The sequence below is a fragment of the Mycolicibacterium chubuense genome, assembly GCF_001044255.1.
In the GTDB taxonomy this organism is placed as follows: Bacteria; Actinomycetota; Actinomycetes; order Mycobacteriales; family Mycobacteriaceae; genus Mycobacterium; species Mycobacterium chubuense.
In genome coordinates this window covers 31316-51812 of record NZ_JYNX01000037.1, presented here as the reverse complement: position 1 = coordinate 51812, position 20497 = coordinate 31316, and the positions used below count along the sequence as shown (strand labels likewise).

The 20497-nt window shown below is 68.5% G+C and carries 22 protein-coding genes; 15 read left to right on the top strand and 7 right to left on the bottom strand.

Annotated features, from left to right (window positions below; genetic code table 11):
• Position 1: 1 nt before the first annotated feature.
• On the bottom strand, positions 2–361 hold the full coding sequence (locus MCHUDSM44219_RS14775) for an Rv2640c family ArsR-like transcriptional regulator (protein ID WP_048419008.1): 360 nt from the start codon (positions 359–361) through the stop codon (positions 2–4).
• Between the two features lie 105 nt (positions 362–466).
• Between MCHUDSM44219_RS14775 and MCHUDSM44219_RS14770 the strand changes: the two genes are divergently transcribed.
• The 6 genes from MCHUDSM44219_RS14770 to MCHUDSM44219_RS14745 are packed head-to-tail and all read left to right on the top strand — an operon-like array spanning position 467 to position 4231.
• On the top strand, positions 467–904 hold the full coding sequence (locus MCHUDSM44219_RS14770) for an ArsI/CadI family heavy metal resistance metalloenzyme (protein ID WP_048419007.1): 438 nt from the start codon (positions 467–469) through the stop codon (positions 902–904).
• A 57-nt stretch (positions 905–961) separates the two neighbouring features.
• Positions 962–1318, top strand: a complete 357-nt coding sequence (locus tag MCHUDSM44219_RS14765; protein ID WP_048419006.1) for an ArsR/SmtB family transcription factor — start codon at positions 962–964, stop codon at positions 1316–1318.
• Positions 1315–2394, top strand: coding sequence for an ACR3 family arsenite efflux transporter (arsB, locus tag MCHUDSM44219_RS14760; protein WP_048419005.1), 1080 nt, complete (start codon positions 1315–1317; stop codon positions 2392–2394). Before MCHUDSM44219_RS14765 ends, arsB begins: the two co-directional genes overlap by 4 nt.
• 3 nt (positions 2395–2397) lie before the next feature.
• The gene (locus MCHUDSM44219_RS14755) at positions 2398–3075 is read left to right on the top strand and encodes an arsenate reductase ArsC (RefSeq protein WP_048419004.1); all 678 of its coding nucleotides are present in this window, start codon (positions 2398–2400) and stop codon (positions 3073–3075) included.
• Positions 3076–3086: 11 nt separating this feature from the next.
• A complete protein-coding gene (locus MCHUDSM44219_RS14750) occupies positions 3087–3533 on the top strand; it encodes an arsenate-mycothiol transferase ArsC (protein WP_048419003.1) in 447 nt (148 codons plus the stop codon).
• Positions 3530–4231, top strand: a complete 702-nt coding sequence (locus tag MCHUDSM44219_RS14745; protein WP_048419002.1) for an Ntn hydrolase family protein — start codon at positions 3530–3532, stop codon at positions 4229–4231. Before MCHUDSM44219_RS14750 ends, MCHUDSM44219_RS14745 begins: the two co-directional genes overlap by 4 nt.
• Positions 4232–4283: 52 nt before the next feature.
• Here MCHUDSM44219_RS14745 and MCHUDSM44219_RS14740 read toward each other — a convergent pair whose 3' ends face one another.
• Positions 4284–4586 carry a WhiB family transcriptional regulator gene (locus tag MCHUDSM44219_RS14740; RefSeq protein WP_048419106.1) on the bottom strand — a complete coding sequence of 101 codons (303 nt, stop codon included), beginning with the start codon at positions 4584–4586 and terminating at the stop codon, positions 4284–4286.
• 319 nt (positions 4587–4905) lie between these two features.
• The gene (locus tag MCHUDSM44219_RS14735; protein ID WP_048419001.1) at positions 4906–6276 is read right to left on the bottom strand and encodes an aminotransferase class III-fold pyridoxal phosphate-dependent enzyme; all 1371 of its coding nucleotides are present in this window, start codon (positions 6274–6276) and stop codon (positions 4906–4908) included.
• Between the two features lie 77 nt (positions 6277–6353).
• Between MCHUDSM44219_RS14735 and MCHUDSM44219_RS14730 the strand changes: the two genes are divergently transcribed.
• Together MCHUDSM44219_RS14730 and MCHUDSM44219_RS14725 are read left to right on the top strand one after the other, a co-directional pair.
• A complete protein-coding gene (locus MCHUDSM44219_RS14730) occupies positions 6354–6977 on the top strand; it encodes a flavin reductase family protein (RefSeq protein WP_048419000.1) in 624 nt (207 codons plus the stop codon).
• 102 nt (positions 6978–7079) lie between these two features.
• Positions 7080–8453 (top strand): wax ester/triacylglycerol synthase family O-acyltransferase, encoded by a 1374-nt coding sequence (locus tag MCHUDSM44219_RS14725; protein WP_048418999.1) that lies wholly within the window; start codon positions 7080–7082, stop codon positions 8451–8453.
• Positions 8454–8457: 4 nt separating this feature from the next.
• Here MCHUDSM44219_RS14725 and MCHUDSM44219_RS14720 read toward each other — a convergent pair whose 3' ends face one another.
• Positions 8458–10443: a DUF7064 domain-containing protein gene (locus MCHUDSM44219_RS14720; protein ID WP_048418998.1), complete on the bottom strand. Its 1986-nt coding sequence runs from the start codon at positions 10441–10443 to the stop codon at positions 8458–8460.
• Between the two features lie 146 nt (positions 10444–10589).
• Here MCHUDSM44219_RS14720 and MCHUDSM44219_RS14715 point away from each other — a divergent pair, with 146 nt between their 5' ends.
• The 4 genes from MCHUDSM44219_RS14715 to MCHUDSM44219_RS14700 are packed head-to-tail and all read left to right on the top strand — an operon-like array spanning position 10590 to position 13262.
• Positions 10590–11504: a DUF5996 family protein gene (locus MCHUDSM44219_RS14715; protein ID WP_048418997.1), complete on the top strand. Its 915-nt coding sequence runs from the start codon at positions 10590–10592 to the stop codon at positions 11502–11504.
• A gap of 48 nt (positions 11505–11552) precedes the next feature.
• On the top strand, positions 11553–11837 hold the full coding sequence (locus MCHUDSM44219_RS14710) for an ArsR/SmtB family transcription factor (protein WP_048418996.1): 285 nt from the start codon (positions 11553–11555) through the stop codon (positions 11835–11837).
• Positions 11834–12223, top strand: a complete 390-nt coding sequence (locus MCHUDSM44219_RS14705) for a VOC family protein (RefSeq protein WP_048418995.1) — start codon at positions 11834–11836, stop codon at positions 12221–12223. Before MCHUDSM44219_RS14710 ends, MCHUDSM44219_RS14705 begins: the two co-directional genes overlap by 4 nt.
• Positions 12224–12272: 49 nt before the next feature.
• Positions 12273–13262 carry an SDR family NAD(P)-dependent oxidoreductase gene (locus MCHUDSM44219_RS14700; protein WP_048418994.1) on the top strand — a complete coding sequence of 330 codons (990 nt, stop codon included), beginning with the start codon at positions 12273–12275 and terminating at the stop codon, positions 13260–13262.
• Here MCHUDSM44219_RS14700 and MCHUDSM44219_RS14695 read toward each other — a convergent pair.
• The gene (locus MCHUDSM44219_RS14695; protein ID WP_048418993.1) at positions 13259–13846 is read right to left on the bottom strand and encodes a TetR/AcrR family transcriptional regulator; all 588 of its coding nucleotides are present in this window, start codon (positions 13844–13846) and stop codon (positions 13259–13261) included. The genes MCHUDSM44219_RS14700 and MCHUDSM44219_RS14695 overlap by 4 nt on opposite strands.
• Before the next feature lie 71 nt (positions 13847–13917).
• Between MCHUDSM44219_RS14695 and MCHUDSM44219_RS14690 the strand changes: the two genes are divergently transcribed.
• Positions 13918–16164 (top strand): molybdopterin-dependent oxidoreductase, encoded by a 2247-nt coding sequence (locus MCHUDSM44219_RS14690; RefSeq protein ID WP_048418992.1) that lies wholly within the window; start codon positions 13918–13920, stop codon positions 16162–16164.
• Here MCHUDSM44219_RS14690 and MCHUDSM44219_RS14685 read toward each other — a convergent pair.
• The gene (locus tag MCHUDSM44219_RS14685; RefSeq protein ID WP_048418991.1) at positions 16148–16978 is read right to left on the bottom strand and encodes a peptidoglycan recognition protein family protein; all 831 of its coding nucleotides are present in this window, start codon (positions 16976–16978) and stop codon (positions 16148–16150) included. The two genes, MCHUDSM44219_RS14690 and MCHUDSM44219_RS14685, sit on opposite strands and share 17 nt — an antisense overlap.
• A 92-nt stretch (positions 16979–17070) precedes the next feature.
• Here MCHUDSM44219_RS14685 and MCHUDSM44219_RS14680 point away from each other — a divergent pair, with 92 nt between their 5' ends.
• Positions 17071–17550 (top strand): SRPBCC family protein, encoded by a 480-nt coding sequence (locus MCHUDSM44219_RS14680; protein ID WP_048418990.1) that lies wholly within the window; start codon positions 17071–17073, stop codon positions 17548–17550.
• A complete protein-coding gene (locus tag MCHUDSM44219_RS14675) occupies positions 17540–19147 on the top strand; it encodes a phytoene desaturase family protein (protein ID WP_236695463.1) in 1608 nt (535 codons plus the stop codon). Before MCHUDSM44219_RS14680 ends, MCHUDSM44219_RS14675 begins: the two co-directional genes overlap by 11 nt.
• 897 nt (positions 19148–20044) lie before the next feature.
• Here MCHUDSM44219_RS14675 and MCHUDSM44219_RS14665 read toward each other — a convergent pair.
• Complete coding sequence (locus MCHUDSM44219_RS14665) at positions 20045–20434, bottom strand: hypothetical protein (RefSeq protein ID WP_048418988.1); 390 nt, start codon at positions 20432–20434, stop codon at positions 20045–20047.
• Between the last annotated feature and the right edge of the window lie 63 nt (positions 20435–20497).

The following is a 20497-nucleotide window of genomic DNA, read 5'->3' as shown; positions in this document are numbered from 1 at the left end:
ACTACCGGCAGCAGTCCGGATCCAGCACCACGCACAGCGCCGCGACCGCGTCGACGTGCGGTCGGTGAAACACGCTCATGCCACGGCGTTCGGATTCCACCAGGCCGGCCCTACGGAGCTGACTCAGGTGGTGACTCACCGTCGACTCGGTGACCTCCAGCGCCCGGGCGAGATCGCCGCTGTTCTGCTCCCCCTCCGTCGAACTGAACAGCAGCGACATCAGCTTGACCCGGACCGGATCAGCAAGCGCCTTGAGGCGCAACGCAATCTGCAGCGCATCGGCATCGCTCATCGGCCCGGACGCCACCGGTGCGCAGCACACCGGGGCTGACATGTCGATCATCGGCAGAGCTTTCGGCACCCGACCAGTATGGCCGAGGATCTTGACTTAAGTCAAAAAGGTTGGCAAGCTCACCGCAGGACTCGAGTTCGACATAAGTCGCAGAGCTTCCCGGAAGGAGTACCCATGTCCCGCATTCAGCTCGCCCTCAACGTCGATGACCTCGACCAGGCCATCGCGTTCTACTCGACGCTGTTCAACACGCCGCCGGCCAAGGTGAAGGAGGGGTACGCGAACTTCGCGGTCTCCGAACCGCCACTGAAACTGGTGCTGCTGGAGAATCCCGGCAAGGGCGGCACGCTCAACCATCTCGGCGTCGAGGTCGAGTCCAGCGAGACGGTGCACGCAGAGATCGCCCGACTCACCGGCGAAGGCATGTTCACCGAGGAGGAGATCGGGACCACGTGCTGCTTCGCCACCCAGGACAAGGTCTGGGTGACCGGACCCGGAGGCGAGAAGTGGGAGGTGTACACCGTGCTCGCCGATTCCGACACATTCGGCAGCAGCCCCGAACATCGCGAGCCTGCCGAACGGGACTCACACACCGCCGCCGGCTGCTGCTGAGCGACGTTCACCTCGCGTTCGCTTGACGCCTGATTCGATATCCATCAATATCGACGCGTGTCGAAGTCACCTTCGGAGGCCGAGTGCGCCTACGCCCCGGTCGTGCGTGAACCCCTGTCGGCCGAGGCAGCGGCGGACGTCGCCGGCAAGCTCAAGGCACTCTCCGACCCCGTTAGGTTACGACTGTTCAGCCTCGTCGCCAGCCATGCCGGCGGCGAAGCCTGTGTCTGCGACATCTCGGCCAACCTCGATGTCAGCCAACCGACGATCTCCCATCACCTGAAGGTCCTCAAAGAGGCCGGTCTGCTGGCGGCCGAGCGGCGCGCCTCGTGGGTGTACTACTCGGTGGTCCCCCACACGCTGAGGTCGCTTGCGGCCGTCCTCGACGTGGCCGACGACGGAGCACTGACATGAGCAACGCTCCGACGAATTCGGCTGTGGTCGAGAGGCTTTCGCGGCTTGACCGGTTCCTGCCGGTGTGGATCGGCCTGGCGATGGCTGTCGGCCTGCTGCTGGGCCGCCTGGTCCCGGGGCTGAACACCGCGCTCGACGCGATCGAGATCGACGGAATCTCACTGCCCATCGCCCTCGGTCTGCTGATCATGATGTACCCGGTGCTGGCCAAGGTGCGCTACGACCGCCTGGACAGCGTCACCGGCGACCGCAGACTCCTGGTCAGCTCGCTGCTGCTGAACTGGGTGGTCGGCCCGGCGTTGATGTTCGCCCTGGCGTGGCTGCTGCTGCCTGATCTCCCCGAGTACCGCACCGGCCTGATCATCGTGGGTCTGGCGCGGTGCATCGCGATGGTGATCATCTGGAACGACCTGGCCTGCGGTGACCGCGAGGCGGCCGCGGTGCTGGTAGCCCTGAACTCGATCTTCCAGGTGCTGATGTTCGCCGTCCTCGGCTGGTTCTATCTGTCGGTGCTACCCGGGTGGCTGGGCCTGGAACAGACCACGATCTCCACCTCACCGTGGCAGATCGCCAAGTCCGTCCTGATCTTCCTCGGCATCCCGCTCCTCGCGGGATACCTGTCACGCCGGCTGGGCGAGCGGACCAAGGGACGTCACTGGTACGAGACGACCTTCCTGCCCAGGATCGGCCCGTGGGCGCTGTACGGGCTGTTGTTCACCATCGTGATTCTCTTTGCGCTGCAGGGAGAACAAATCACCAGCAGGCCCTGGGACGTGGCGCGCATCGCGCTCCCCCTGCTCGCCTACTTCGCCCTCATGTGGGGTGGTGGCTACCTCCTCGGGGCAGCCATGGGTCTGGGCTACGAGCGCACCACCACGCTGGCGTTCACCGCCGCGGGCAACAACTTCGAACTGGCCATCGCGGTCGCCATCGCGACCTACGGCGCCACCTCCGGACAGGCCCTGGCCGGCGTTGTCGGACCGCTCATCGAAGTACCGGTCCTCGTCGGGCTCGTATACGTCTCCCTGGCGCTCAGGCACCGGTTCAGCCTCCCCACGCCCGCAACACAGGAGTAGACCATGACCGACAGCCCGGTTTCGTTCAAGCGGCACATACGCCCCGATCTGTCCATCGATCAGCAGCACGCACTGCTCACCGCCGCCACGCGTCTCCATCGCGACTTCGAGGAGACCCTCAGCGTGGAAACCGTCGAACGGTTTCTGCACACGTCGTATGACCAATTCGCCGGCCACGCAACCGTTTCCAACTTCCTGCCGTTGCTCGCCGAACGTTTCGCCCGGCAGCGCCTGCACGCGCTGGCCCGCGTAGAGGGCAAGATCACCGACACGCGCCCCACCGTGCTCTTCCTGTGCACGCACAATGCCGGAAGATCCCAGATGGCCCTGGGTTTTTTCACGCATCTGGCCGGCGACAATGCGGTGGCATGGTCGGGCGGCTCGGAGCCGGGTGATGCGATCAACCCCTCGGCGATTCAGGCCATGTCCGAAGTCGGAATCGACATCACCGGCGAGTTCCCCAAGCCGTGGACAGACGAGATCGTGCAAGCCGCCGACGTCGTGGTCACAATGGGGTGTGGAGACGCCTGTCCGATCTTTCCGGGCAAGCGTTACGAGAACTGGGATCTCCCCGATTCGGCAGGCCAGTCCGTCGACGCGGTCCGGCCGATCCGCGACGACATCGAGGAACGGGTGCGGCGACTTCTGGCCGACCTCAACGTCGACGTCACGCACCGTTGAACGGGCGCACCATGGGCGAGCCGACGAAGCCCTCCGTGCTGTTCGTGTGCGTGAAGAACAGCGGCAAATCTCAGATGGCGGCCGGGCTCATGCGCACCGTGACCGGTGGCACCGTCGACATCCATTCTGCGGGAACCCGTCCCGGCGTCGAACTCAACAGTCAGTCGGTCCAGAGCCTCGCCGAACTCGGAATCGACATCGGCGGCGAACACCCCAAACCCATTGACCCGGCGCTGCTGCAACAGGTCGATGTCGTCGTCGTTCTGGGCCGCGACGCCGCGGTCGAGCCGGTCACCGGAGTCAGCATCGAACGATGGCAGACCGACGAGCCCTCCGAGCGCGGTATCGAGGGTGTGGAACGCATGCGTCTCATCCGAGACGACATCGCGGTGCGCGTCGAGGAGTTGGCCCGCCGCCTGGGAGTCGCCGACCCCGGCATGAGACGATCGCGCAGGTGACCGTTGTCCTGGCCCTCCGATGCGCCGACGGCCTCGTGCTGGCCGCCGACTCGCAGATCACCGAACCCGATCGAGGCCTGACCTACCCGGCCCAGAAACTGCATGGCCTGGGCAAGCACGCCGCCTGGGCCGGAAGCGGGTCGCGCGCGGTGCTCTACGACCTCGAGCAGATGTTCGACGCCCAGCCCGAGACGATCGTCGAGGCGAGCGATGTCGGACGGGCGTTGCAGGCGCGGGTGGTGCCGGTGTTGCAGCATCACTACGAGAACTTCATCGAGGTCGTGCCCGGGCAGAAGACCAGCGGCTCCACGCCCGCCACCTACGTGCTCGCCGCCGGGTACTCGGACGACAAACCGTTCATCGTCGACCTGGACCCGCACGGGCTGATCGGCCATTACGAGGACATCGGTTTCCAGGCCATCGGCAGCGGGGCACCGATGGCCCAGCAGGCGCGTGCCCTGCTGTCGAACTTCCGCATGAGCGAGCGCCCGGTGGAGTACGGAGTGGTCGCGGCTCTTCGCGTATTGCAGGCTCTCGACGAGACATCACCGACGGTCGGCCCCCCGATGGACATCTGCCGCATCACCCCCGACGGCGCCGATCACCTCTCCCCCGACGACATCGACGAAGCAGGCGCCCAGGTGCGCCGCTGGTGTGACCTCGAGCGGGACACGCTCGACCGGCTCTTCGACACGTGAAGCGCCGCTTCGAGCGTCTGCTTCGCCGTGCGCAGCGGCGACAGCATGGAGATCAGTTGCCGTACCGGCTGAGGTGTCGCGCGGCCCGCCCGGCGAAGTACTCGGCCCACGACGTGACGTTCGGGTTGGCCTTCAGCAGCGCACGGCGCTGCCTCTCCGTCATCCCACCCCACACGCCGAACTCGAGCTGATTGTCCAGGGCTTCCGCGGCACACTCCGTGATGACGGGACAGCGGCGGCAGATCAGAACGGCCTGTCGCTGGGCGGCACCCCTGACGAAGAGCTCGTCGGGGTCCGTGTCGCGGCATCGCGCCTGCGACACCCACTGCTGACGGGCTTCGTCGAGTACGGTCATCTGCTCATCCCCCTGTCCCGGCGTCGTGGCGCGCCGCCGCGCGAGGCCCCATTCCCCCTCGATGGGGCACCGCGCCGCACGACTCACCGCACTTGACGTTAGTGAGGCGTGCCGAGGTGTCGTCAGTACCCAAGTACTTCATTCGCAAGGACCTTCGTCACGCGGAACCGGCCCGGCCCGGCCCGCCGGCGGGTCTGTTGTGACGACATCACCGGCGGCATGGCGGTGCATCATCGCCACACGTCGAGAGCATGCCTGACTTGCTCGACGAGCCCGACAGACTACTGCTGCTCGCGTCGAGCGATGACGCGCTGGTCGGCTACGGCGCCACGTGGCGGAGAAAGTCCTCGGCCACCTCGAGATAGCGGTCGATGTCGGCCGCGGTGTGCTGGAACCCGACATGCGGGCCGGCCGACGCGATCGAATCCCAGATGCCCCGGTTGGCGAAGAACACCTTGCGCGTGTCGGCGAAGAGGTGGTCGCTGCGCTGATACGCCTCGGCGGCGTTGCGCGGCCACGCGGGTCCCAGGCAGTACCCGCTGCGCAGACCGAGCCGGGTCGCTCGCCACGGCAAGCGGTGATGGGCGAACAGGGCGTCCAAACCGTCGCTGAGCCGGGTGCCCAGATCAGCACCGCGCTGGTAGCCGGCCTCATCGAAGACGTCGGTCAGCATCTCTGCCGCGCAGGCCATGCTCAGGGCGTTGGCGAACAACGTGCCCCCGGTCGCCAGCCCAGGCACTTCGCTGACATCGTCCTCGGGGTGCTCAGTCATCACCTCGGCCAGGGCTTCTGACATACCGTATGCACCGATGGGGATGCCGCCGGCGATCCCCTTGCCGCCGCTCACGATGTCAGGTCGGATCTCGAGGTCGTGGGTCAGACCGCCGAAAGCATCGAACTGCGTGTGGGTTTCGTCGAGGGCCAGCAGCGTGCCGGATGCGTCACAGGCGCGTCGGACAGCGGCCCAGAATCCCGGCTCGGGCAGCACGGTGCCACAGTTGGTCAGGGCCGGCTCGCCGAGCACCAGAGCGAATTTCTCTGTTGCCAAGGCCCTTTCGACTGCTTCCGCGTCGTTGAACGCGACGACACGGGTCTCCTGGGGTACCGGCGTACCGGTCAGGAGCTCGGGGACGAGCGTTCCGTCCTCATCGGACCAGAGCGTCTCGACGAGGTGTCCGTGGTACTTCCCGTCGAACATCAAGAGTCCGCTGCGGCCGGTGGTCAACCGGGCCAGCCGGATCACCTCCTGGTTCGCGGTGGACGCCGACAGCGTGAACTGCCAGTACGGCAGGTGGAATCGTCGCCGTAACTCGTCGCACACCGTGACCGCATCTGCTGTGGGGAGCAGATACTGCACCCCGATCGCGGCCTGCCGGGCAATCGTCGCGCTGAGCACGGGGTGGGTGAAGCCGGCGACAGCCGACATGTCGCCGAGGTTGAAATCGAGGTAGCGGTTGGAGTCCACGTCGACGAACTCGTGCCCTGCCGCTTCGGCGACCCACACCGGAGGGTGCCGGTAGAGCCCGGCCATCCAGCCCATGGGCACAGCTCGCGGCATCTGTCGCCCGGCACGTTCGCTCAGCGCACCGCTCCGGGATATCCGCTTCACGAAGGTGGCGCTCTCCTGTGCGTAGAGCGCCTGCAGCTTCTGCCGCTGGTCTTCGGTGAGCGCGTGGGGTGGCGGTGTCATGAAGGAGCCGTCCTGCAGAGAGAAGCGCTTTGGCGTGCCTCAGAATAGCCATACCGCCATCACGATCGGAGACACTGTTGGCCCTCCCCGACGCCCACTTCTACCGGACCGCCGACGGCACCGGGCTGCCGCACGACCCGTTCAACGCCATCATCGGGCCTCGGCCGATCGGCTGGATCTCGACGCTGAGCGCCGAGGGCGTGCGCAATCTCGCGCCCTACAGCTTCTTCAACGGGTTCAACTACCGCCCACCGGTGATCGGGTTCTCCTCCATCGGCTGGAAGGACAGCGTCGCCAACATCGATGCCACGGGCGAGTTCGTGTGGAACCTCGCGACCCGGCACCTGGCCGCCGCGATGAACGAGACCGCGGCGATGGTCGACACCGACGTCGACGAGTACGACCTGGGCAGCCTGACCCCCGTCGATTCGGTCGCGGTCGCGCCGCCGCGCGTACTGGAGAGTCCGGTCAATTTCGAGTGCCGGCTGTCTCAGCTGATTCAGCTTCGCGATGCGGCCGGTGCGGAGATCGACACCTGGCTGGTGCTCGGCGAGGTCGTCGCTGTCCACATCGATCGCCATTGGCTGGTCGATGGTGTCTACGACACCGCCGGCCCCCGGCCGATCCTGCGTGCAGGCGGGCCCGCGGGTTACTTCGAGATCGCCCCCGACGCGGGCTTCGAGATGTCGCGGCCCGACTGACGGCCGCACGCGGTCGGTTGTCGCGCCGATCGCCTGCGCGGGCCGTGAGGTTGCGGCACACTCTCGGCTGCGGGGTGTGGCCCGAAGTGGAGGTAGACCACGATGAGCACCGCCATTCCCCCGCTCGATCTCGCCTGGCTGCTGATGGAGACGCCCGGCGGCACGACGCACGTCGGAGCGATGCTGCTGTTCCAGAAGCCGCCCGCCCGGCGCGGTCTCGTCGCCCAGGTGGTGGCGGACTACCGCAGCCGCCAACCGCTGCCCCCGTTCACCTACGTGCCCGAGATCCTCGGCACGGGCATGCCGCATTTTCGCGAAGCGCCCACCTGGGATCCGCATTACCACGTGCAGCATCTGTCGCTGCCGGCCGGCAGTTCTTACGACGACCTGCTGCGCCTCGTCGCCGACCTGCACGAGCCGATGCTGGACCGCAACCGGCCACTGTGGCGGTGCTGGATCATCGACGGGGTCCCCGGCGGCCGCTTCGCGATCTACACCAAGACCCACCACAGCATCATCGACGGCGTATCCGGTCTGAAGCGACTCTATGACGGCCTGAGCCTGTCCCCCGGCGACACGATCCCTGCCCCGGCGTTCGCACTGCCCGGCCCGGCGCCGACCTCCTCGGCAGCGCCACCGGCGTTGCGCAGGCTCGCCGATGCCGTCCACGGCGTGCTCACTCAGGTCGGTGCGGTGAACCAGATCTCCTGGGGCGCAGCGCGCAAGGCACTCAGTGCGGCGCTCGGCACCCACGTCGAAGGCAGTCTGCCGTTCGTCGCCGGCCGCGCCCCGACCAACGCACCGCTGCGGCAGGCGCGTGGTTTCGCCACCCTGTCGCTTCCGCTCGAGGAGATGCACCAGATCGCCCACCACCACGGCGCCACGCTCAACGATGTCGCGGCGGCCGTGATCGACCACGGTCTGCACGCCTACCTGCGCGACACGGATCAGGCCTACGCGCACGAGTTGATCGCCATGTGTCCGGTATCGCTGCGCGGGGACGGCGACACCACCGTGGGCACCAAGGTGTCGGCGATGTTCGTCCGCCTCGGGCACCCGGAGGCCACGATGGAAGACCGTCTGCGTCAGGTGGCCCACTCGGTCGCCACCGCCAAGAAGGAACTGGGCGCACTGTCGCCCGACGCGGCGATGACCTATGCCGTCGCGTTGGTCGCACTCGCCGGTGCCGGCGCGTCGACCCACCTGGACCGCGTGGGCCACCCGGCGTGCAATCTGGTCATCTCGAATGTGCCGGGCAGCAACGACGTCCGGTACCTCAACGGTGCGACACTCATCGGCATCTTCCCGGTCTCGGCGCTGGCCGCCGCCATCGGCCTGAACGTGACGCTGAGCTCGTATCGCGGTCACATGGACTTCGGTTTCGTGGCGAACAGCGCCGCGATCAGCGATGTGCACGCGCTCGCCGAGCACACACGACAGGCGTACGCGCAGCTGAAGGTCGCAGACCGAGTCTGAGGGATCAGCCCTGGCTGCGGTTCCACTCGATCCAGCCGATCCCCGTCCGCCCGTCGGCGGTCACCACGGTCCCCCAGGCGCGCGGGAACCGGCTCAGTCTCCCGTCGGGCGACCTCAGCAGCACGGGTGCGTGCCCGGCGACGGTGATCGTCGCGCCGAGATCGCCGTAGAACACCTCGGCGGAGATGGGTAACTCGTTGTCCCACAGAGTTTCCCGCGCGTCAACCCTCGACAGTTCGAGCAGCGGCTCGCCGGCCCGCTGCTCGTAGCCGACCGATAGCGGCGGCGCTCCCGGGATCCGGATGTCGACCCCGTGCAGGTGCGTCCCGTCGTCGAGGTGCAGTGCACTCCACACCCAGTCCATGCTCCACCAGTCGCGCGAGGCCCACGAATGGTCGCGCTGTCCGGCCACATCGGTGAAGGCATACGACTGTCCGTTCGCGGTCACCGTGCCCGAGACCCGGCACGGGATCTCGTAGCGCGGCGACACCCGGTACTGGAACGGGAAGCCGACGGTCGTCCACGTCAGATCCATCGTGAGTTCCACCGGCCGTCCGGCCTCACCGCGCAGCAAGGCGGCCGGATCGTCGTGGGCTTCCCCGCGTCCTCGCAGCGAAACATGGTACACCGCAAGGGGTTCGACGACATCCATGGCGAGCTCGCCGACGTCGGACCGCACCAGCGTGTGGTCCTCGGGCAGCGGAGCCTCGAAGTCGAGCACCGCGATCGTCGGCATGTCCGGCCCGCACAGCAGCCCGTTGATCCAGGCGTGCCCCTGATTCGGGATGACCCCGAGGCGGATCCAGCCACCGACACGCTGCGCGGGGTCGGCGAAGTCGAAGTACCAGCTCTCGCTCCACAGCGGCTCGTCGGTCGGAGCGTGACGGCCCTCGTCGGACGGCTCGGGCTGCAACGGCTCGGGTGTCGACGGCGGCGGCAGCAGCGACAACGCGTCGGTGTCGAGAACATGCTGGCAGTGCCGGGCAATCATCGCCATGAACATCTCGTCACCGCGCGCGGTTCGTTCGACGAGCATCGGCGACACGATCGCCATCAGCACACCGAAGAAGCTCTGCCGCCGCACGCCCTCGCGGACCTCGTCGAGGGTGACGCCGGAACCGGGACCCAGCGCTTCGTGATAGGCGGCGAGCAATTCGTCATAGCGGGCGCGACGTTCCTGGGTCGGCAGCGCGCACCCCAGGAAGTAGGCGACGTCGGTGAACGCCGGCCCCCAGGTGACGGTCTGCCAGTCCACCACGGTGAGTGGCCGATCGGCGCCGTCCTGCCCGAAGAGCATGTTGTCCAGCCGGTAGTCGCCGTGCACCAGTCCGCGGCGGCCGCCGGCAGCGTCCTGGGCGGCGTAGGCATCGAAGGCGGCGACGAACCGCTCGCACACCTCGCGGTGTTCCGGCGCCACCTGGTCGTGGTAGCGGTCGATGAAGCCGGCATACAGGGCGCTCATCAACCCCTGGTTGACCGGCGACTCCCGGTTGATCCACGCGGCGTGCGCCAGCGCCTCGTCGCCGAGCAGCGGGCCGTGTACGAGCCCGAGCTGACGGAGCGCCAGTACCGCCTGTTCGGTAGTGGCACCGCGGATCTCGTCACCGACGGTCGCCGGCGCCGCGTCGTCGAGCAGCAGATCGAAGACGCCGGTCGCGGGATCGTAGGCCGCGTGGTGGCAGGGCGCGACGGGGCCCGCGAGCCCCGGCGCGATGTCGGTGTAGAAGCGGACCTCGCGCTCGTAGAGCCCCATCGCCAGGCCGGTCTGCCGGCTGCTCGGGTCGGCGGCCGCCACCTTCAGCACCACCGACGCCGGGCCCGGTGCACCGTCGGCGTAGGTGAGGGTGACGCGGTAGCACTCGCTCATCTGGCCGGTCCCGATGCGGGTCACGCTGAACTCGTCGACCGTGCCCTGACCCAGCGCGGCGGTGAGCCATTCGGCGGTCAGATCGGCGGGACGTTCGATGAGCGGCGGACGCGGCGAGGACATTCGGCCAATCTAGAGCAGCGGGCCCGACCGGACGGGCACATCCGTGAACAAAATTGACAGCCGTCAACTGTTCGGCGCGGTTGCCCCGCCACCGCCGATTCGTCGCTCCCGCCGCACGCCGCGCCGCCACAGACCAAGATGGACCGATGACCGACGCTCAGACTTCACTCGCGTGGCCGAAGCTCCCGCTGGCCGACTGGCAGGACACCCGCGACACCGTGCACCTGTGGACCCAGATCGTCGGCAAAGTGCGCATGGCGGCGAGCGTCCACCTCAACCACTGGTGGGAGGTGCCGCTCTACGTCAATGCCAGTGGCCTCACCACCTCACTCATCCCGTACGCGCCGCGCGCGTTCGAGGTGACGTTCGACTTCATCGAGCATCGCCTGCACATCCGCGTCACCGACGGCACGCACAGGTCGATGGCCCTCGAACCGCGTTCGGTCGCCGACTTCTATGCCGAATTCCGGCATCTGCTCGCCGACCTCGATCTCGACATCCCGATCGTCGGCACGCCGGTCGAGCTGCCCGATGTGATCCCGTTCGCGCAGGACACCGCCCATGCGAGCTACGACCCGCAGGCGATGAACGCCTTCTGGCGCTCGCTGGTCAGCGCGCATCGGGTGTTCACCGCCTTCCGCGCCGACTTCCGCGGCAAGGTCAGTCCGGTGCACTTCTTCTGGGGCGCCTTCGACCTGGCCGTCACACGGTTCTCCGGCCGGGGCGCACCTGTGCATCCCGGCGGCGTGCCGAACTGCCCCGACTCGGTGATGGTCGACGCCTACAGCGACGAGGTGTCCAGCGCGGGGTACTGGCCGGGTGGCGCCGACGAGGGCGTCTTCTACTCCTACGCCTACCCGCAGCCTGCCGGGTTCGAGCAGTGGGACGTGGCGCCGGACGCGGCGTACTTCGACACCGATCTGGGCGAGTACGTGCTGCCTTATCGCGCCGTGCGGACGGCCGCCGACCCCGACGCCACGCTCCTGACCTTCCTGCGCTCGACGGCCGAGGCTGCCCGCACGTTGGCGCAGTGGCCCGATCCGGTCCCCGACCCGACCTGACTGCCGCCGTCGTTGACAGGCAAGTAACCACTTGCCTATGTTCGTGGGGTGGGCGACGTCTTCAAGGCCTTGGCCGACCCCACGCGGCGCACCATCCTCGACGAACTGGCCGAGCGCGACGGTCAGACGCTCTTCGAGATCCGCGCCCGCCTGACGACGCGGCACGGGCTGGGGTCGTCCCGTCAGGCGATCTCACAGCACCTGGACGTGCTCGAAGCTGCGGGGCTCGTCGAGACCCGGCGCGACGGCAAGTACAAGTTCCACTACCTCAACACCGCACCGCTGCAACAGATCACGACGCGGTGGCTCACTGATCGGAGAGAATCGCGATGAGAATCACCCTGACGAGTGTGCTCGTCGACGACCAGGACAAGGCGCTGCGCTTCTACACCGACGTGCTCGGCTTCCGCCCCAGGCACGACGTGCCGATGGGATCGCACCGGTGGATCACCGTCGTCTCCGCGGACAGTCCCGACGGCGTCGAACTCGTGCTGGAACCCGACGAGCATCCCGCTGCCCGGCCGTTCAAGGAGGCGCTGGTTGCCGACGGCATTCCGTTCACCGCCTTCGACGTCGACGACGTCGCGGCTGAATACGACCGACTTCGCGCACTCGGCGTGCGCTTCACCCAGCAGCCCACCGACATGGGCCCGGTCACCACGGCGGTGCTCGACGACACGTGTGGCAATCTGATCCAGATCCAGCACGTCAGCGGGTGAGACGCGCGGGCCGAACGGGTATAGGGCGCGTCGTGAGACCGGAGGGTAGATGAAGGTACTGATCACCGGCGGCACCGGCTTCGTCGGCGCGTGGACCGCCAAGGCCGTGCAGGACGCCGGGCACGACGTGCGCTTCCTGGTGCGCAACGCGGGACGACTGAGTACCAGCGCCGAGAAGATCGGCGTCGACATCGGCGACCATGTGCTCGGCGACATCGCCGACGCGGAGAGCACCTCGGCTGCGCTGGACGGCTGTGATGCCGTGATCCACTGCGCGGCAATGGTGTCCACCGACCCCAGCCGCGCCGACGAGATGCTGCACACCAATCTCGAAGGCGCCCGCAACGTCCTCGGCGCGGCGGTCGCCGCCGGCATCGACCCGATCGTGCACGTTTCCAGCTTCACCGCCCTGTTCCGCCCGGACCTCGAGGTGCTGCACGCAGACCTCCCGGTGGTCGGCGGCAGCGACGGCTACGGGCGGTCCAAGGCGGCGGTCGAGGCGTACGCACGCGGACTGCAGGACGCCGGCGCCCCGGTGAACATCACCTATCCCGGCATGGTGCTCGGTCCGCCGGCCGGTGACCAGTTCGGCGAGGCCGCCGAGGGCGTGGAGGCATCGGTGAAGATGCGCAGCGTGCCCGGCCGCGGCGCCGGCTGGATCGTCATCGACGTCCGCGACCTGGCCGCCCTGCACGTCGCCCTTCTCGAGCCCGGCCGCGGCCCCCGCCGCTACATGGCCGGTGGACAACGTGTTTCGGTGGAGCAGCTGGCCCAGATGATCGGCACCGCGGCGAACCACACACTCGCGGTGGTCCCGGTGCCCGACGTGGCACTGCGCAGTGTCGGTCGCGTCTTCGACGTCGTGGGGCCGTTTCTGCCCTTCGAGACGCCCATCAACTCCGCTGCGATGCAGTACTACACGCAGATGCCGTCCTCCGACGACGCGCCGAGCGCCCGTGACTTCGGGCTGCACTGGCGCGACCCGGCCGAGACGATCGCCGACACCGTCGAGGGACTGCGCGAGGTGGGCCGGCTCTAGTCGCGGCGCAACACGCCGTGACACACGATGTCGGCCAGGTGCGCGGCCGCACCATCGACGTCGGTCACCTTGCGGACGCACACCGCGTACCAGGCCGCACCGGCGATCGCGTCCATCACGGTGTCGGCGTCCACCCCCGAACGCGCGTCGGCGGCGTCGGCCAATTGCGCCGCCAGCTGTCGGCGCGCTGCGGCCTCCAACCGGTCGTTGAGCAGCCTGCGCATCGCCGGCTCCATCCGTAGGTCGTGGAGGAGGCCCGGAACCGCCTCGCGCACAACGGGATCTGTGTACATCGCCAGCGCCCCGCGGCACAGCCGGGTGATCTCCGTGGTCAGGTCGTCCTCACATCGATCGGGGCCCAGGTCAGGGAAGGCCGCCTCGTGGATGAGATGGGCCTTGGTGCGCCACCGCCGATAGATCGCCGGACGGCTGACCTTGGCCGTCGCGGCGATCAGGTCGATCGACGTGGCCGCGTAGCCGCGGGTGACCAACAGGGTGCGGGCGGCGTCGAGGACCGCGTCGTTGATCGCCGGATCACGGCGTGAGCCGCGGTGCGGGCGCCGGGGCGGCGATGCTCTGTCCACGAATGCGGCCCCTTCCGAACTGATTGTCGATACAGTGTGTCACAACAACCAGTGGAGCGGGGTCGCGGTCGATGACGGGAACGCAGAGGGAGCTGGCCGGGATCGGCGAGGACGGTCTACACCTGTACACCTGCCCACTCTGTGAGGCCATGTGCGGGTTGGAGATTCGTGTCGAGCAGGGGCACGTCGCGGGTGTCCGGCCGAACCGGCAGGACGTGTGGAGTCGCGGCCACATCTGCCCCAAGGGAGCATCGCTGGGCGCCGTGCACGAGGACCCCGACCGGATCCGGCGACCGATGATCAAGGTCGACGGCCAGTGGCGGGAGGTCGACTGGGACACCGCCTTCCGGCGCTGCACGGAGCTGCTGGCGCCGGTCATCGAGAAGTACGGAATCGGCGCCGTCACCGCCTACACCGGAAACCCGCTGGCCCACTCGTTCTCGCTGGCACGCTACGCCGGCATCCTGCTCGGACTCTCCGGCATGCCGATGACCTACTCGCCGGGCACCGTCGACCAGTGGCCGAAGAACCTGTCCTCGCACCTGATGTACGGAGGCTGGTGGAGCTTCCCGGTGCCCGACATCGAACGCACCGACCTGCTGGTCATCATGGGCGCCAACCCCGCCGCATCCCAGGGATCGCTGCTGGCCGCCCCGGATGTGATGGGCCTGATCGGCGCCGTTCGGCAGCGTGGCCGGGTGATCGTGGTCGATCCGGTCCGCACGACCACCGCGGAGCGGGCCGACGAGTGGCTGCCCATCACGCCGGGCACCGACGCCGCGCTGCTGCTCGCCGTCGCCCACACCCTGTTCGATGAGAAGCTGGTCGACCTCGGGACGGTGGCGCCGCACCTCGATGGTGTCGACACCGTCGGTGAGGTCGTCGCCGACTGGCCGCCCGAGCGGGTGGCCGAGGTGACGGGGATCGGCGCCGAACGCATTCGGGAACTCGCGCGCGAGCTCGCGGCGACGCCTCGCGCTGTCGTCTACGGCCGGATCGGCACCTGCAACCAGGAATTCGGCAGTCTCGCGAGCTGGCTCGTCGATGTGGTGAACATCCTCACCGGTCACTTCGACGTGCCCGGCGGCGCGATGTTCCCCACCGCCGCCGCGTGGTCGGTGACCGTGCAGCCCATCCCGGGCCTCGAGGACGGCGTCGCCGACTTCGGCCGGTACCGCACCCGGGTACGCGGCGCCAAAGAAGTGCTCGGCCAGGTTCCGGTGTCTTGCCTGGCCGAGGAGATCGCCACGCCGGGCGAGGGGCAGATCAAGGCGCTGATCACCGTCGCCGGCAATCCGGTGCTGTCCACTCCGGCGGGCCACCGGCTCGACGAGGCGCTCGACGAACTCGAGGCGATGATCTCGATCGACCTGTGGCTCAACGAGACAACGCGCCACGCCGATGTGATCCTGCCGGGCCCCTCCCCCCTCGAGCAGCCCCACCACGACGACCTGATCCTCCACTTCGCGGTCAACAGCGTCGCCAACTACTCGCCGCCGGTGTTCGCCAAGCCCGACCCGGACGCGCCGGACGAGTGGGAGATCCTGATCCGGTTGACCGGGCTGTGCACCGGGACACCGGCAGAGGACGTCGACGTCGCCGCGATCGACGACGGCTTCTTCGACTACCTGTGCTTCACGCAGGGCCTCGACGGCGCCGCGGTGCGTGCCCATTACGACCACGGCGGCCCGGAACGCACGCTGGACCTCACACTGCGCACCGGTCCGTTCGGCGACCGATACGGCGATGATCCCGGCGGCCTGACGCTGGACAAGCTGCGGCGCCATCCCGACGGCATCAATTTCGGCCCGATGGTGCCGCGCGTTCCCGAGGTGCTCGGAACCAGTGACCGCAAGATCCGACTGGCTCCGCCGTATCTGCTCGAGGATCTGCCGCGGCTGGCGCGGCGTCTCACCCGGGCACCTGAGGACCTCGTCCTGGTGAGCCGACGTCACCTGCGCTCCAACAACTCCTGGCTGCACAACGCCGCTCCGTTGATGAAGGGGCGCGATCGCTGCACACTGCTGATGCACCGCGAGGACGCCGCCCGCCGCGGCATCGCCGACGGTGATCGGGTGACGGTCACGTCGTCGGGCGGCCGCATCGAGGTCGCCGTCGAGGTGACCGAGGCGATCAAACCGGGCGTGGTGTCGATGCCGCACGGCTGGGGCCACGGCATGGCCGGCACCCGGTTGGGCATCGCCAACGGCTCCCCCGGCGTCAACACCAACGTGCTCTCCCCGCCGGATTTTCTCGACGAACCCTCGGGCAACGGCGCCCTCAACGGAATCCCGGTCGAGGTCAGGCCGGCGAGCTGACCAGCCGCAGCCGCAACGCCGCGGCCGTCGCCGGCCCGACGATCCCGTCCACCTCCAGACCCGTTGTTCTGCGCTGGAATTCGCGGACCGCGGCCTCGGTGTCGGGTCCGAAGACGCCGTCGATGGCGAGATCGCCGGCGTAGGCCGCGTAGGCGTACCTGAGGCGGCGCTGCAGTTCGGCGACCTGCGGGCCCGTCGAACCCCGCTGCAGCAGCACACCGACGTAGTCGTCGCCGGGGGCCGGGCGGGGCGTGGCGATGCGCACCGCGATGTCGCGCCGCAGAATCCCCATGTCGATCGCGCCGGGATCCCACTTACCCTGGGCCCGGCCGGCGTACTCCTTGTGCCCGATGGTGCGGCTCGCGGGCCGGCCGAGCCGCCGGCACAGTGCCGCGCAGCTGCCGACCAGCGCGGTGTACTGCGCGTCGGGCCAGTTCCGGCGGTGCGGCGCCCACGGACTGGTCCCGCTGTTCGCGCACTCGATCCCGAGGCTGTGCCAGTTGCCCGTGTTGGCCGGCAGCCACGGGAAACTCCCGGCGCCGGCATGCCACGCCACCCCCGCGGCCACCACCGTGACGGTGCCGTCGCGGGCGATGTGCAGCTGCGAGAGCGGTCCGGGCAGATCAGGACGGCCCAGCGCGATCGACTTCGCGGTGGCCGAGTCGGACCCGGTGTGATGGACCACCACCCCGCGGATGTCGGAGAACGCGCCGTGGCCGCGCTGACGCCAGCCCGGCAGCTCGACGACCTCGAGCCCCTCGGCCCGCAGCACGTCGGCGAGCCAGATCGGGTCACCGCGCCCCACACCCGGCATGCGGCAACACCTCCGATCCTCGTTGCGGTCGGTCCCCATGCAATCACGGCGAGCCGACGTTTATCCCCCGCCGCGGCGGGTAACGCGATTCGGTGACGACAGAACCCGAGGACATCGACAGCACGCCGGTCGTCGCGCGCGACACGCCTGCGTCCCGGCACGACGTCTGGGCGGTGATCGCCGACGGGTGGACGTACTCGCAGTGGGTGGTGGGCAACAGCCGGATGCGGGCCGTCGACGCCGACTGGCCTGCGCCGGGTAGCACCATCCACCACTCCATCGGCATCTGGCCGCTCGTGCTCAACGACAGCACCGTGGTCGAATCTTGCACGCCCGAAAGCGAACTCGTCCTCATCGCCAACGGCCGCCCTTTCGGCAAGGCAAGGATCACGCTGCGTCTGCAGGACCTCGACGGGGGCGGATGCCGGATCGAGATGGCCGAGGTCCCGGTGTCGCCCCCGCTGAACTGGCTGCCCAAACAGGTGGCGCTGGCGGCGGCGTTCCCCCGCAATCGGGAGACGACGTGGCGGTTGGCGGCGATGGCGGAGCGACGCACCCGCGATGACAGCTGAGCTGTCCCGGTCGGAGACCGCCGACGCGGTGGTCATCGGTGCCGGTCACAACGGCCTGGTCGCCGCGGCGGTGCTCGCCGACGCCGGGTGGGACGTCGTGGTGCTCGAGGCGCAGAGCGCGCCCGGCGGCGCGGTCAAGAGCGCCGAACTGGTCCCGGGCTACGTCAGCGATCTCTACAGCGCGTTCTATCCCCTGTCGGTCGCCTCGCCGGCGCTGCAGCACCTGCAGCTCGAGGACCACGGCTTGCGCTGGAGCCACGCTCCGGCGGTGGTGGGGCACGCTCGCAGCGCCGACGATGACGACGCCCCGGTGCTCTATCGCGACATCGAGCGCACCGCAGCCGAATTCGATCGCCACCACCCGGGTGACGGGGATCGCTGGATCTCCGCGTTCGAGCAGTACCGGCGCATCAAGAAGCCGCTGCTGGAGACGTTGTTCGCCCCGTTCCCGCCGGTGCGCGGCCCGGCGGGGCTGTTGCGCCGGCTGGGCGCGGCCGACGCGCTGCGTCTGGCGCAGTTGCTGCTGCTGCCGGCCGGGGAACTGGCACGACAGCTCTTCGAGGGCGAGGCGGCGCAACTGCTGCTGCTGGGCAACGCCATGCACGCCGATGTACCCGTCGACGCTCCCGGCAGCGGCGTCATGGGCTACCTGCTGGTGATGCTCGGTCAGGATGGAGGCTTCCCCGTCCCCGTCGGCGGGGCGGGCGCGCTGACCGCAGCGCTGGTGCGCCGGGCCGAGGCGGCCGGCGCCTGCGTGCAGTGCGGCCGCGAGATCGACAGCATCGACGTGCGCGGGCACCGGGCCACCGCGGTGAACCTGACCGACGGCTCCGTCGTACGGTGCCGGCGCGCCGTCATCGCCGACACGTCCGCCCCCCAGCTGTACCAGCGGTTGCTGCCGCCCGAGGTGCTGCCGTCGGGACCGCGCCGGGACCTGGACCGCTTCGTATGGGACACCCCGGTGCTGAAGATCAACTACGCCCTGGACGCACCCATCCCCTGGCGGTCGCCCAGCCTCGCCGGCGCCGGCACCGTGCATCTGGGCGCCGACCACGACGGGCTGATCCGCTGGATGGCCGACCTCAACACCGGCACCGTGCCGGCGGCACCGTTCCTGCTCTTGGGCCAGATGACCACGGCCGATCCCAGCCGCTCCCCCGCCGGCACGGAGAGCGCCTGGGCGTACACGCATCTGCCGCGCGGCCGCAGCGACGATTGCTCGGCCGATCAACTGGCCGAGGCGGTCGACGCCGTGCTCGAGCAGCACGCCCCGGGATTCACCGGCCATCTCGTCGGCAAGGTGATTCAACGGCCGTCCGACCTCGAACACAGCGACGCCAACCTGCACGCCGGCGCCGTCAACGGCGGGACGTCACAGTTGTTCCAGCAGTTGGTGTTTCGACCGATGCCGGGTCAGGGTGGTCCGCGGACGCCGCTGGACAACGTGTTCCTGGGCAGCGCCGGAGCACCGCCCGGCGGCGGTGTGCACGGCATCTGCGGCCGCAACGCCGCCCGGGCGGCACTGTCGGCCGACGGTCCGTTGGGCTGGCCGCGCCGCCGACTCAACCGCGCGGTGTCGCGCCTGCTCGTCGGCTGACTACGCCGCTTTCCCTGAATGCCGAAGTTCAGAGGCTTTTCGTCTGTGGCACAACATATTGCACCATCGTCGCTGGCCCGAGATTCCGACGCGGGCCGCAAGATGACCCGGTGTCATGGCGAGATCGCGCCCTGAGGCGTAGCCAGCCTGACGCTTATGCCCGCCTGCACGCTTCTGACCTTCCCCGATACCGCCGCCGCGTCGCCAAATCTCAATCCGCAGCACGCTGCGGGATAGGGAGGCAAATACCAGCGCACTGGTGATTTCGCTTCTGCAAGCCTCTGACCAGCGCCGATACCCCGCCACGGCGCGCAGAAGGCGTGATCCACCCTGGTCAGGGCGCCAGCACGGAATGACTTAGTCCGCCCCGCCCCAGGGCCAAAGTCCCTGTCGCCGGTGCTGCCCGAAGCGCACGCTGGAGAGAACGGTCGGGAAACTGCATCCGTCGGAAGGGGATGGTAGCGAATGACTGAGTTTACGGAGTACTGCAAGAATTGCGGTCACCCGAAAGAACACCACGATCTGGATGCTGAGTTCGACCCCAAGATGGCCCGCGAGGAACGCGCCAAGCCGGGCCAAAGCGCCTGCAGTGACATGTCTTTCGATGACCATCACTGCATCTGCACGGGGTACCAGAGTTGGACCTGAGCAATGCCCTCAAAATCAAGTAGGTGGGGTCTGGTACCGCGTCGGTCTGTTGGGCAGCTGCCGGATTCGGCCCCAGCCGCGCCGCCCTTTCCGTCCCGCCTTGGTGGTCTCCTGTGCCATCTGCGTGTCATACGAGGCGTCCTAGCAAGTCCTCGCGTGAGCCTGCGTGTCGTGTTCTGACACTGTGACACCGCAGCTCAGAGCACGATTACCGCAGGTCGTAGCTACGCGTGAACGATCAGGCACCTGCTACTCGACGACAGGGAACAGCGACTCGCCGTCTTCGGGAGCACCGTCGATCTGCCCTTCGCGCAGACCGGGTTCGTCGGCCGCGGCGTCCGTGCCGGGAAGCGCCACGTCCACACCGGCGACCTCGACCGCGTCGCGAACGTCGATGTCGTTCTCGCCGACGTCGGGCACTTCTTCGGCGAGGCGCTCGTCGAGGCTTTCACCCTGGCGCTGCTCCTCGGCCGACATGCCGAACTTGTCGACCCCACTCCAGTGCTCCGGCGGATCGACGACCTCGTCGCCGTCGTCGTTGAGCAGGTCGTCGGAGTCGGTGCCCTCCATAGGGCTGAGCATCTCCTCGGCCCCGCCCACGTCATTGGCGGTGGTTCCCGCGGCGTCATCGGTGCTCACCGGTGTGCTCCTCTCGAATCGACGCAATGCCGTTCACGGAGCCATAGCCCTGATGCACGGTGC